Below are 11,827 nucleotides of genomic sequence, written 5' to 3'. Positions count from 1 at the left end.
CACCGCCTGGATCTTCCAGCACAGATGCTCCGGCGGCAGCCAGTCCCGGATGTTCGGCGGAAACACCAACCCGCGCTCCACGGCGCGGGGGATGAGGTTAAACGTCACGCATGCACGACGCGCGTGTGATCACTGTGACTGACCCAACCGAAATGACGATCAAGAATCGGTTCTCCCGACCTCAAAGATCACCTTGACAGGCGGAGATCGACAACTCTGCGACAGCCTCACATGGCTCGTCGGGCTGGGGTGAAACCCCGTTAGGTCTAGAGGCTCACCTAGGGGCCAAGATGGCGCCCGACCTGCGACCTAGCGCCTAGAGCCCTCACCTGCGAAAACCCGGTACGGCCCTCCACGGCACCCTCCGAGCGCTCTCAGCAGCGCTCTAACAAGACCAATTTTGTCCGCATGGCATGACATCAGGGCAAGCCGGTTCGCGCCTCTACGGCCGTCTCAGGGCTTGGTCTGTCGCCGGTTGGATGGCTCCGCGCGGCTGCGCGTGGGCTGCAGTCGCAGCAACTTTTGATCTTGCAGCCACGGGCCACGGGGTGCCACTGACAGATGTGGCTAGGCGTGGCCGTAGTGGCAGCTAAGAGGCCGGGAAGCCGAAGGAGAGGGAAGCTAAGCGGGTACCTCGCGCGGGGAGCGTGGGCCTAGGGGCTCGGCGGGATCGGGAAGCCGTTCTCCTCCGAGATCTTCCGGAGGGCCCGTGCGCACGCCGAGTAGATCGGCTGGAAGTCCGCATAGTTGAACTTGACGCTGGCGTAGGGCGGCTCGCCGCAGGGCGTTCCCTCGTTCGTCCCGTGCCACCCGCACCGTCCCGCGCGGCCTTCGGTCTCAACGTTGTGGTTCTCGGGGTTGAACGGCTTGACCCAGATGATCTTATTCACGCTCATATGCCGAACGTACGCCGGGAAGGGCGAGCCGTCTGCCTATCAACCTCCAATCAGGAGCGTCACAACAACACCAGCCGCGAAGAAGAACGCTCCGCTGATGATGTTCAGCCACATACCCTGACGGAAGGACGTTTTACCGCTCTCCTTCAGCCGGGCTTCCAACCTCGCGTCCAGTAGCTTCTCCACGGCCTGACGCTGTTCTTCATGCATCGCAGCCAGGTTCTCGGCGTGCTTCGCCTTCGCTTCCATCTCCATAGCCGTCGAGGTTCGGGCCTGAATCTCGGCCGTCAGCTCGTTGAGCAGAGTCGTCGAGCGCTTCAAGATCTCCGCCAGCTCATCCGCGCGGCTCTCAATCGTTGGAGCAGCTGGTGTTGCGACTTCGTGGACTTCCGCGCGCCTTTGTAGGAGATCACGGACCCACTCCACGAGAGCGCTGAGCGCCCCGGCTACGGCTGATCCGGCAAGAAGAGCAATGATCTCTATTCCCACGGCTCACACGCTAGAACGTCGTCGGCTAGTTGTCACCGACAGCGACCGGAACGGGACACACGGCTTGTCTCAGGGGTGCGAGGAGTCGCTACCGATCTTCAGTGTGTGGGCGCGAAGCACCGGACCCGCTTACTCTTTCTTGTCGCCGCCACCGGGGGGCCACGATGGGTGCCACGGAGGGCCGCAGGGGGTGCCACGGAGGGCCACAGGGGGCGCCACGGAGGGGCCACAGGGGTGCCACAGAGGGGGGCCACGAAGTGTGGCACCCCTTCCGACCTGTAACCCCACCCCCCAGCCCCCGCCCGTGGCCCCCGTGGGGGTGCCACGCGATCTTGTTACGGGGCCTGTCACGGCACTTGTCATGCCCGTGTCACGGGGCCGTTGTCACGCTGTCACGCCCCTGCTGACCTGTAACTCCCACCCCCGACCCCCGGCCGCGACTTGTCACGGCTTCCTTGGAAGGACCCGTCCGCGCGACCGTGGCGCTCGCCAGCTGGCGGACGTGGGGATCAGCCCGCTAAGGCGGCAGCTGTAGCTGTACTTTGTTGCTGTACGACATGCAAAAAGGCCACCTCCGAAGATCGGAAGTGGCCTTCTAGCTGGGTCGGGGTGGCGGGATTTGAACCCACGACCTCTTCGTCCCGAACGAAGCGCGCTGCCAAGCTGCGCTACACCCCGGTGCACGCCCGTCTTGCTCGTGCTTGGAAAAGTCTAGCGGACTCCCAAGGTAGTTGTGACCGTGTCAACGGCGGGGAACGAGGGTGAGCAGTGACGCCTCAGGGAAGCAGGCGAAGCGGGCCGGGGCGTAAGGGGAGGTGCCGAGGCCGGCTGAGACGTGGAGCCAGGCGTTGTCGTGGCGGTTCAGGCCCTTGACGCGGGCGCGGTCGATGCCGCAGTTGGTCACCAGGGCGCCGTAGAACGGGATGCAGAGCTGGCCGCCGTGGGTGTGGCCGGCCAGCAGGAGCTGGTAGCCGTCCGCGGCGAAGCGGGTCATGTTGCGGGGCTCCGGGGAGTGCATGACGCCCAGCCGGAGGTCGGCGTCGGCGGGGGCCGGGCCGGCGACGAGGTCGTAGCGGTCGCGGTTGATGTGGGAGTCGTGGATGCCCGCCACCGCTACGTCGAGGTCGCCCACCTTGATGCGGGCCGTGGTGTTGTTCATGTCGAGCCAGCCCTCGGCCGCCATGCCGGCCCCCAGCTCCTCCCAGGGCAGGGAGGGGATGTGCTGGCGGCGGTCGTTCTTGGAGGTGCGCCAGAGGTAGCGGGCCGGGTTCTTGGGCTTGGGGGCGTAGAGGTCGTTGGAGCCGTAGACGAACAGGCCCGGGCGCGACAGCAGGGGCTCCAGGGCGTACAGGAGCGAGGGGACGGCGTCCGGGTGCGCGATCGAGTCGCCGGTGTTGACCACCAGGTCCGGCTTCAGCGGGCCCAGGGAGCGGACCCAGTTGATCAGCATCGTCCGGCGCGGCGTCAGGTGCAGGTCGGACAGGTGGAGAATGCGTACGGGACGCTGACCGCGCTCCAGCACCGGCACGTCGAAGCGGCGCAGGCGGAACCAGTTGCGCTCCACCACGGAGGCGTAACCCAGCCCGGCCAGGCCGAGACCGAGCATGGACAATGGCACTGCGACGGCTTTCCTCACCTACTCATGATGCCCGACATCGGGCGCGCGGCGTCCGGACAGTCCGCGCAGACGGCAAGATGGAGCGCATGAGCGCATTGAAGGACAAGCTGAAGGCCGATCTGACGGCCTCGCTTAAGAGCCGGGACGAGGTACGTCTCCGGACGATTCGGATGGCACTGGCCGCGGTGAACGTCGAGGAGGTCGCCGGCAAGCAGGCCAGGGAGCTGACCGACGACGAGGTCATCAAGGTGCTGACCAAGGAGGCCAAGAAGCGCAAGGAGGCGGCCGAGGCGTTCGGGAACGCGGGGCGGGCCACGCAGGCGCAGGCCGAGCTGGACGAGCAGGCGGTGCTGGAGGAGTACCTTCCGGCGCAGCTCAGCGACGAGGAGCTGGGTGCCATCGTCGACGCCGCCATCGCGGAGACCGGCGCCGCCGGGCCGCAGGCCATGGGGCAGGTCATGAAGGCCGTCAACCCGAAGATCGCCGGGCGGGCCGAGGGTGGCCGGGTGGCCGCCGTCGTCCGGGCCCGGCTGGCGGCGAAGTAGTAGCCGTAGTAGCCCCGGGTGCCCCCGCGTCCGGGGTCCTACCGACCCCTCAGAAGGGCCTGGAGGCGGTCTCAGCGCGCCGGAAAGAGCTCAGGGGTACCCGGATAGGCGGCGGGAGTCGGAGCGGGCCTCAGGCCGTCAGGCAGTGAGGGCCTGAGCGCCCCTCCGGTGGCCGGGCAGGACCCGGGGCGTCAGCCGGTGGGTGAGACGCCGGGGCCGACGACGGTGCGGCCGCGGCCGTTGCCCGTCCCGTCCCCGCCGCGCCCGCCGCGTCCGTCTCCCCGGTCCCCGTTCGGCGGGTCGAAGATGTCGAACGGGTCGCCGTCCCCGAAGGGCGGCCCCTGCTCGTCCTTCTTCTCCTTCTCGGGCTTCTTCGGTGCGCAGTGCTCCGTGCACCCGCCGAACCGCGACGTGTCCACCGGCGTGAACTCCGCGGGCTCGATCCCCTTCAGCGCGACCAGCATCGAGTCTTTCCAGATCCGCCCCGAAATGGAGGCCCCGTACACGTACGGGTAGTACCGGCCCCCGATCGTGACCCCGATCAGCTCGTTGCCCCTGGTGCCGCGCGGGTCGCCCAGGCTGACGGCCGACGACAGGTTGGGGGTGTAACCGGCGAACCAGGCGGACGCGTAGTTGTCCGTCGTCCCCGTCTTGCCGGCCGCGTCACGCCCGATGCCGCCGACCTCCCGCATCGTGCCCTTGGTGAACACCCCGGACAGGATGCCGCTGACCGCGTCGGCGACCTCCTCCTCCAGCACCTGGGAGCACTTCGGCTTGTACTGCTTGGCCTTGCCGTCCCTGTCCTTGATCTCCGTGATCGCCAGCGGCCTGCAGTACTGCCCGCGGGAGGCGAAGACGGCGTACGAGCTGGCGATCGTCACGGGGTCGACCTCGTTGACCCCCAGCGTGAACGTCTCCACCTCCGACAGCTTCTGCCCGTCGGCCCGCTTGACCCCGAGCTTCTTGGCCATCTTGACCACGCTGCAGAGCCCGATCCGCTCCTCGAGCTTGAGGAAGAACGTGTTCACCGAGCCCCAGGTGCCGGACTGCAGCGTCTTGAAGCCGCCGCCGCCCTCGCTGGAGTTGTGCACGGTGTGGGACGGGTCGCCGACGTTCTCGCCCTTGCAGTTCTTGAACGTGCTGTAGCCGCCGGCCTGGTAGCCCGCGGGCGCCGGGAAGCCGTCGTTGTACTTCAGGCCCTCCTCCAGCGCCGTGGCCAGCGTGTAGACCTTGGCCGTCGAGCCCTGCTGGAACCCGCGCCCGCCGCCGTGCGCCGCGTCGGCCACGATGTTGTAGCTCATCTCGTTCTTCTTCTTGCTCCCGCCGAACTTCCGCGAGGCTGCCATGGCCTTGATCTCGCCGGTGCCGGGAACGACCATGGCCTGCGAGGCCACGGGCTTGTCCTTCTTGGAGACGAACTTCTTGATCGCCTTGTCGGCGGCGGCCTGCATCTTCGGGTCGATCGTGGTCTTGATCGTCAGACCGCCCCGCTGCAGCAGCTTCTTGCGCTCCTCCTGGTTCTTGCCGAAGTCCTCGTTGTTGAGGATCTCGTACTGAACGTAGAGGCAGAAGTACGGATATTTGCTGGCCTCGCAGCCGCCGGGCGCCTTGATGTTCTTCCAGCCCAGCTTCTTCGCCTTGGACTCGGCGGCCTCCTGCGGCGTGATCTTGCCGATCTCGGCCATCCGGTCGAGCACGATGTTGCGCCGCTGCAGCAGCCGCGCCCGCGACTCGGGGCCGACGCTCGGGTCGGTGCGCGCGGGGTTCTGTACGGCACCGGCCAGCGTGGCGCTCTCGACGAGATTGAGCTCGGCGGCGGGTTTGTCGAAGAAGCGCCGGGCCGCGGCCTGGATGCCGTGGGCACCCGCGCCGAAGTAGGCGATGTTCAGATATTTCTCGAGAATCTGATTTTTCGAGTACTTCTTCTCGATCGCCATCGCGTTACGTAGCTCGGACAGCTTGCGGGAGAGCGTCGGGGCAATGGCCGCCGCCTGCTCCTCGGGCGTCTCGGCCTTGTTGACCAGCACCTGCTTGACGTACTGCTGGGTGATCGACGAGCCGCCCTGCATCACGCCGCCGCCCGACAAATTCTTCACGAGCGCTCTGGCCGTTCCCTCAACATCGATCGGCCCGTGCTGGTAGAAACGGAAGTCCTCGATCGCGATCAGCGCTGTTTGCATGATCGGGGCGACCTGGTCAAGGCGGACAGACTGCCGGTTCTCAAAGTAGAACTGGGCGAACTGCTTGCCGTTGGCGTCCTTCAGGACGGTGCGCTCGGGAAGAGGGGGTTCGTCGAGCTCTTCGGGCTTGAGGTTGAGGCTTTCCACAGCGCTCTTCGTGGACATCCCCGCCCCGCCGACCGCAGGTAGAGCCACGGCCGCGGCCAGCACCCCGGCGACCGAACCTGCGATGATCAGACGCAGGATGCCGAGGATGGGGTTGGAGCGATCTTTGCGCTGCGCTTGCACGGTACCAAGAGTACGTCGAAAGACTGACCGAATCGGTAGCGCGACACCATTTCGCCTTGACTGACGGGGGTGACTAGTCATTCCCGGTCAAGATGGCCGCGAGAAATTGGTCCTCTGGGGTCTGTCGGCCCGAACGGGTAGTTGCGTACGTTCTCCCTGCGGCAACTGAATACGGAGGCTCGGCGCCCGCGCCCGTCGGCCCCAAATGACGACTGACCACCTAAGGGGAGTGGGGTCGAACAATGTGGATCACGGATTGGACCTCCCGTGCCGCCTGTAAGGGTGCGGATCCGGATGCCCTGTTCGTGCAGGGCGCCGCGCAGAACAGGGCCAAGCTCATCTGCCGGGGCTGCCCGGTCCGTACTGAATGCCTCGCCGATGCGCTGGACAATCGCATCGAGTTCGGGGTGTGGGGCGGTATGACCGAACGCGAACGGCGTGCGCTGCTTCGACGGCGGCCAGATGTGGACTCGTGGCGAGACCTGCTCGAGTCCGCCAAGGAAGAGTACGAACGAACCAACGAGCTGATCGCGGGCTGATCCAAGCCCGGCGAGCCGAAGTACGGCCGGCGCCGTCCGCCGGCCGTACTTTCATGCGCTCGCCAACAGGTCCCCGATCTGGCGCAGACCGATGAGATCGTGGACGTCCTCGGACATGGCGCGAACCTGCACCACGGGCACCGTGGGGTGGGCCGAGATGAAATGCTCCTGCTCGCGGTGTTCGCGAGCGGTGAGCTGCATTCGCCCGGCGTGCAGCCGCAGCACGGCGGCGGTCAGCTCATGCTCGCCCCGCGCCTCGAGGTCTTCCGCGGCCGCGGCGCTACGGGCGGCTGAGAGGACCGAGGCGGGCGACATGTGCACGCGGTTGACCACCAGGCCGGCCAGTGGCATGCGCTCTTCGGCGAGCCTCTCGACGAAGTAGGACGCCTCACGCATGGCGTCCCGCTCGGGCGCGGCCACCACGAGGAAGGCCGTTCCAGGGGCCTGCAGCAGCTTGTACGTCATCTCCGCCCGCTGCCTGAAGCCGCCGAAGACGGCGTCGAGCGCGGACACGAACGTCTGCAGATCCTTGATCACCTGCGCGCCGAGCAGCTTGGTCATCGCTCCGGCCATCAACCCGAACCCGGCGTTGAGCAGCCGGAACGCGCTGCGCCCCCCGGCCTTGGCCGGTGCGGTCAGCAGCCGGATGAACCGTCCGTCGAGGAAGCGCCCGAGCCGCTCGGGCGCGTCGAGGAAGTCGAGCGCGGAGCGCGACGGCGGCGTGTCCACGATGATCAGGTCCCACTCGTCCGAGCGGCGCAGCTGGCCCAGCTTCTCCATGGCCATGTACTCCTGCGTGCCGGCGAAGCTGGAGGAGAGGGACTGGTAGAAGGGGTTCGACAGGATCTGGCGGGCCCGCACGGGATCGGCGTGCGCCTCGATGATCTCGTCGAACGTGCGCTTCATGTCGAGCATCATGGCGTAGAGCTGGCCGCCGCCCTCGGGCGAGCTGACCAGGCGCGGGGTGTTGTCGAGCTCGGTCAGCCCCATCGACTGGGCCAGCCGGCGCGCGGGGTCCACGGTGAGCACGACGGCGCACCTGCCGCGTTCGGCCGCCCGCAGCCCGAGCGCCGCCGCGGTCGTGGTCTTGCCCACCCCGCCGGCTCCGCAGCAGACGATGATCCGGGTGCCGGCGTCGTCGAGTATCGCGTCGATGTCGAGTGCGGCGGGTTTCTTCACGCTGCTCCTTGGGTGCGCATGCTCTCTGCCAGCTCGTACAGGCCGGCCAGGTCGACGCCGTCGGCCAGCAGCGGCAGCTCGTAGCTCGTCAGCCCGGCCTCGCCGAGGGAGTCGCGCTCGGCGCGCTCCAGCTCGGTACGGTGGGCGTGCTCGGAGATCTCCTCCGCGAGCGCCTCGGCGATCGTCGTGGCCTCCGCCCCGTCGGCCACCCCGGCCGCCTTCAGCCCGAGCACGAGCTCCGCCGCGTCGAAACGGCCCTTGACAGCTGTGTCAAGGGCGGCCTGCGGGATCAGTGAATCGCGCACCATATTGATGAAGATTCCGCCGGGGGGAAGCCCTGCCGAACGCAGTTCGGCGAGCCCGTCGAGGGTCTCCTGCACGGGCATCTCCTCCAGCAGCGTCACGAAGTGCACCGCCGTCTCAGGAGATTTCACGACCCCGTTGACCAGGTCGGAGTGGTTCTTGATCGGTCCGACCTTGGCCAGGCCCGCCACCTCCTGGGTGACGTTCAGGAAGCGCGTGATGCGGCCCGTGGGCGGCGCGTCGAGCACGACCGCGTCGTAGACCCTGCGGCCGTTCTTGGCCCGCCTGCGCACGGCCTCGGTCGTCTTGCCCGTGACGAGCACGTCGCGGAAACCGGGGGCCACGGTGGTGGCGAAGTCGACGACGCCCATCTTGGTCAGCGCCCGGCCCGCCCTGCGCATCCCGTAGAACATCTCCATGTAATCGAGCATGGCCTCCTCGGGATCGATGGCCAGCGCGTACACGTCGCCGCCGGAGGGCGCCACGGCGATCTTGCGCTCCTCGTACGGCAGCGGCGGCAGATCGAAGATCTGCGCGATGCCCTGCCTGCCCTCGACCTCGACGAGGAGCACCTTGCGGCCGCCCGCGGCCAGCGCGAGCGCGAGAGCGGCGGCCACGGTCGTCTTGCCGGTGCCGCCCTTGCCGGTGACAACGTGCAGCCGCACACCGGCCCAATCCGTGTCCGGAGAGTCCACCATTCGAGGCTACCGAACGGTCACTTGTCGGAAGCCGACGACCACCCTTTGAGATTGCTCACACCCCGACGGGGAACTTGCCCGCGACCATGGTCTGAGCAGGCACAAGGCAGGCCGGCGGGCGGGTTTCTTATGAGAAGCTGACCTTCATGAAGAAATGGGAGTACCTCACCGCTCCGGTGCTGATCCACAACACCAAGATGATCCTGGACAACTTCGGCTCCGACGGCTGGGAGCTGGTCCAGATCGTTCAGGGTGCCTCGCCCGAGCAGCTCGTCGCCTACTTCAAGAGGGAGAAGCAGTGACCCCCGAGCAGAAGATCGCGGATCTCGGCCTGACGTTGCCCGAGGTGGCGGCGCCGGCGGGCGCCTACGTGCCGGCCGTGCGCACGGGCAACCTCGTCTACACCTCCGGCCAGGTGCCGTTCGTCGACGGCAAGCTGCAGCGGACCGGCAAGCTCGGGGCCGATCTGACCACGGAGGAGGGCGCGGAGCAGGCCCGCGTCTGCGCGCTCAACGCGCTTGCGGCCATCAAGGCTGAGGTGGGCGATCTGAGCAAGGTCGTCCGGATCGTCAAGGTCGTGGTGTTCGTGGCCAGCGACCCGGGCTTCACCGAGCAGCCCAAGGTCGGCAACGGCGCCAGCGAGCTGCTCGCCGCCGTGCTCGGCGAGCCGGGCAGGCATGCCCGCAGCGCCGTGGGCGTGGCCGTCCTCCCGCTGGACGCACCTGTGGAAGTGGAGCTGATCGCCGAAGTAGCCTGAGGCACTATGACCGATGTGACCGGATTGCCGCTTCCAGTCGAGCTTGCCGCGCGGGCACGGGACCTCCTCGCGGGGCGGGTCGAGCCGGTCCCCACGAGGGACGCCGCCACGGTGGTGATTTTGCGGGAAGGGCCGGAAGCGTACTTGCTGCGGCGCAAGGCCACGATGGCCTTCGCGGCGGGCGCGTACGTCTTCCCCGGCGGCTCGGTGGACGTCCGTGACACCGACCAGGCCGTGGCCTGGGCCGGTCCGTCACCGGCCGAGTGGGGCGCGGTCTTCCACGCGAGCGAGCAGGTCGCGCGCGGCCTGGTGTGCGCGGCCGTACGCGAGACGTTCGAGGAGTCGGGAGTGCTGCTGGCCGGTCCCGGGCCCGGCTCCGTGGTCGCCGACACGACGGGCGACGACTGGGAGTCCGACCGGCTGGCGCTGATCGACAGGAGTCTGGGCTTCGCCGACTTCCTCGCCAGGCGCGGCCTGGTGCTCCGGTCCGACCTGCTCAAGCCGTGGGCCCACTGGATCACTCCGGAGATCGAGCACAGGCGCTTCGACACGCGGTTCTTCGTCGCCGTGCTCCCCGAGGGCCAGCGCACCCGTGACGTCGGCGGTGAGGCCGACCAGGTGGCCTGGCGGCGCCCCGCGGAGGCGATCGAGCTGGCGCATCGGGGGGAGATCTTCCTGATGCCGCCCACGTACCAAACCCTGTCCGAGCTGGCGGCCCACGACAGCGTGGCGGGGATCCTGGCCGAGCCTAGGGAGATCGTGCCGATCATGCCGAGGGCCGTGGAGATCGAGGGCGAGATGCGGCTGGTGACGCGGTGAGCGGGCTGCACATCCCGATCGGGACGCCCGACGGCTCCCGTACCGAACACGCCGAGAACCTGCTCGCGCCCAACCCGTCCATCATGACCCTCGACGGCACCAACACCTGGGTCATCGGCGGGGACGAGGTGGTGGTCGTCGACCCCGGGCCCGAGGACGAGTCGCACCTGCGCCGCGTACATGATCATCTAGGGGAGCGGCGCGTCACCGAGATCCTGCTCACCCACGGGCACTTCGACCACAGCGGCGGCGCCAGGCGCTTCGCCGAGATGGTGCGCGCCCCCGTCCGGGCGCTGGACCCGCGGCACCGGTTGGGCGCGGAGGGGCTCGCCGACGGCGACGTGGTGACCGTGGCGGGCCTGGAGATCCACGTGTACGGCACGCCGGGCCACTCGTTCGACTCGCTCTGCTTCTGGCTGCCGCAGGACCACGCGATGCTGACCGGCGACACCGTGCTCGGCAGGGGTACCACGATCATCGCCCGCGACGGCGGCCTGGCCGACTACCTCCGCAGCCTCGACCGGCTCAGGGCGGCCGCGGAGAGCCTGGAGGCGCGGGCGCTGCTGCCCGGCCACGGCCCCGTGCTGCCCGACCCGATCGCCGCGCTCGACGGCTACATCGCGCACCGGAGGCAGCGCCTCGACCAGATCAGGGCGGCGCGCGCCCAGGGCGCGCGCACGCCGCGCGAGATCGTCAAGATCGTGTACGCCGACGTCGACAGTTCCCTCTGGGCCGCCGCCGAGATGTCGGTCGTGGCCCAGCTCGACTACCTGGACCGGTTGTAGAGCCGGTCCATGTCGAGGATGACCACGGCCTTGGCCTCGATCCGCAGCCAGCCGCGCTGGGCGAAGTCGGCCAGTGCCTTGTTGACCGTCTCGCGCGAGGCGCCGACGAGCTGCGCCAGCTCCTCCTGCGTCAGGTCGTGGTGCACCCGCAGGCCGTCGTCGGTCTTGGTGCCGAACCGCTCGGCCAGGTCGAGCAGCTGCTTGGCCACGCGTCCGGGCACGTCGGTGAAGACCAGGTCGGCCAGCACGTCGTTGGTGCGGCGCAGCCGCTGGGCGAGCGCGCGCAGCAGGTGCAGCGCCACCTCGGGGCGGCCGGTCAGCCAGGGGCGCAGGTCGTCGTGGCCGAGCCCGGCCAGCCGCACGTCGGTCAGCGCCGTCGCCGAGGCCGTGCGCGGCCGCGGGTCGAACAGCGACAGCTCGCCGAACATCTCGCTCGGCCCGAGCACGCTCAGCAGGTTTTCCCGTCCGTCGGGCGAGGTGCGGGACAGCTTGATCTTGCCTTCGAGCACGACGTAGAGCCGGTCACCGGTCTCGTTCTCGTGGAAGAGCGTCTGTCCCTTGGAGAGCTGGACCTCTGTGATGCTCGTGCGCAGCGCCGCGGCGCTCTCGCGGTCCAGCGCGGCGAACAGGGGGGCCTTGCCCAGCACATCTTCGGTGTTCACTCTGCCTCCTCTGCTGCCATTGTGACTCACCCCACTCTGCGTGGCACACACAGGTTATGGGAATGCTGG

The 11,827-nt window shown here is 68.3% G+C and carries 13 protein-coding genes and 1 tRNA gene; 6 read left to right on the top strand and 8 right to left on the bottom strand.

Going from position 1 to position 11,827, the window contains the following annotated elements; all coding sequences use genetic code 11:
- Positions 1-653: 653 nt before the first annotated feature.
- From ACIBQ1_RS60605 to ACIBQ1_RS60590, 4 genes are all read right to left on the bottom strand, one after another.
- Positions 654-896 carry a hypothetical protein gene (locus ACIBQ1_RS60605; protein ID WP_397292539.1) on the bottom strand — a complete coding sequence of 81 codons (243 nt, stop codon included), beginning with the start codon at positions 894-896 and terminating at the stop codon, positions 654-656.
- Between the two features lie 39 nt (positions 897-935).
- The gene (locus ACIBQ1_RS60600) at positions 936-1,385 is read right to left on the bottom strand and encodes a hypothetical protein (protein ID WP_397292538.1); all 450 of its coding nucleotides are present in this window, start codon (positions 1,383-1,385) and stop codon (positions 936-938) included.
- Positions 1,386-1,989: 604 nt separating this feature from the next.
- A tRNA-Pro gene (locus tag ACIBQ1_RS60595) sits at positions 1,990-2,063 on the bottom strand.
- Between the two features lie 64 nt (positions 2,064-2,127).
- On the bottom strand, positions 2,128-2,991 hold the full coding sequence (locus tag ACIBQ1_RS60590) for a metallophosphoesterase (protein WP_397292541.1): 864 nt from the start codon (positions 2,989-2,991) through the stop codon (positions 2,128-2,130).
- 98 nt (positions 2,992-3,089) lie between these two features.
- Here ACIBQ1_RS60590 and ACIBQ1_RS60585 point away from each other — a divergent pair, with 98 nt between their 5' ends.
- Positions 3,090-3,548 (top strand): GatB/YqeY domain-containing protein, encoded by a 459-nt coding sequence (locus ACIBQ1_RS60585; protein WP_397292537.1) that lies wholly within the window; start codon positions 3,090-3,092, stop codon positions 3,546-3,548.
- A 191-nt stretch (positions 3,549-3,739) separates the two neighbouring features.
- On the opposite strand, the gene ACIBQ1_RS60580 is transcribed toward ACIBQ1_RS60585, so the two are convergent.
- On the bottom strand, positions 3,740-6,016 hold the full coding sequence (locus ACIBQ1_RS60580) for a transglycosylase domain-containing protein (RefSeq protein WP_397292535.1): 2,277 nt from the start codon (positions 6,014-6,016) through the stop codon (positions 3,740-3,742).
- Between the two features lie 242 nt (positions 6,017-6,258).
- Here ACIBQ1_RS60580 and ACIBQ1_RS60575 point away from each other — a divergent pair, with 242 nt between their 5' ends.
- Positions 6,259-6,555 (top strand): WhiB family transcriptional regulator, encoded by a 297-nt coding sequence (locus tag ACIBQ1_RS60575; RefSeq protein WP_090771382.1) that lies wholly within the window; start codon positions 6,259-6,261, stop codon positions 6,553-6,555.
- Between the two features lie 51 nt (positions 6,556-6,606).
- On the opposite strand, the gene ACIBQ1_RS60570 is transcribed toward ACIBQ1_RS60575, so the two are convergent.
- Together ACIBQ1_RS60570 and ACIBQ1_RS60565 are read right to left on the bottom strand one after the other, a co-directional pair.
- On the bottom strand, positions 6,607-7,734 hold the full coding sequence (locus ACIBQ1_RS60570) for an ArsA family ATPase (protein ID WP_397292534.1): 1,128 nt from the start codon (positions 7,732-7,734) through the stop codon (positions 6,607-6,609).
- Positions 7,731-8,702 carry an ArsA-related P-loop ATPase gene (locus ACIBQ1_RS60565; RefSeq protein WP_397292532.1) on the bottom strand — a complete coding sequence of 324 codons (972 nt, stop codon included), beginning with the start codon at positions 8,700-8,702 and terminating at the stop codon, positions 7,731-7,733. The genes ACIBQ1_RS60570 and ACIBQ1_RS60565 overlap by 4 nt, the downstream gene beginning before the upstream one ends.
- 179 nt (positions 8,703-8,881) lie before the next feature.
- Here ACIBQ1_RS60565 and ACIBQ1_RS60560 point away from each other — a divergent pair, with 179 nt between their 5' ends.
- Genes ACIBQ1_RS60560 through ACIBQ1_RS60545 form a run of 4 tightly spaced genes read left to right on the top strand, consistent with a single transcriptional unit; the run spans position 8,882 to position 11,096 of the window.
- Entirely contained in the window at positions 8,882-9,037 is a 156-nt protein-coding gene (locus tag ACIBQ1_RS60560; protein ID WP_211370275.1) for a hypothetical protein, read from the top strand.
- Positions 9,034-9,492: a RidA family protein gene (locus ACIBQ1_RS60555; RefSeq protein ID WP_397292531.1), complete on the top strand. Its 459-nt coding sequence runs from the start codon at positions 9,034-9,036 to the stop codon at positions 9,490-9,492. The genes ACIBQ1_RS60560 and ACIBQ1_RS60555 overlap by 4 nt, the downstream gene beginning before the upstream one ends.
- A gap of 6 nt (positions 9,493-9,498) precedes the next feature.
- The gene (locus ACIBQ1_RS60550; protein WP_397292529.1) at positions 9,499-10,311 is read left to right on the top strand and encodes an NUDIX hydrolase; all 813 of its coding nucleotides are present in this window, start codon (positions 9,499-9,501) and stop codon (positions 10,309-10,311) included.
- Positions 10,308-11,096, top strand: a complete 789-nt coding sequence (locus tag ACIBQ1_RS60545; protein WP_397292528.1) for an MBL fold metallo-hydrolase — start codon at positions 10,308-10,310, stop codon at positions 11,094-11,096. Before ACIBQ1_RS60550 ends, ACIBQ1_RS60545 begins: the two co-directional genes overlap by 4 nt.
- Here the strand turns inward: ACIBQ1_RS60545 and ACIBQ1_RS60540 are convergent.
- Positions 11,078-11,758: a Crp/Fnr family transcriptional regulator gene (locus ACIBQ1_RS60540; protein WP_185069893.1), complete on the bottom strand. Its 681-nt coding sequence runs from the start codon at positions 11,756-11,758 to the stop codon at positions 11,078-11,080. The two genes, ACIBQ1_RS60545 and ACIBQ1_RS60540, sit on opposite strands and share 19 nt — an antisense overlap.
- Between the last annotated feature and the right edge of the window lie 69 nt (positions 11,759-11,827).

Source organism: Nonomuraea sp. NPDC050153, from assembly GCF_044460125.1.
In the GTDB taxonomy this organism is placed as follows: domain Bacteria; phylum Actinomycetota; class Actinomycetes; order Streptosporangiales; family Streptosporangiaceae; genus Nonomuraea.
Note: the sequence above shows the minus strand (reverse complement) of the source record. Positions and strands in the feature narration are given on the sequence as shown.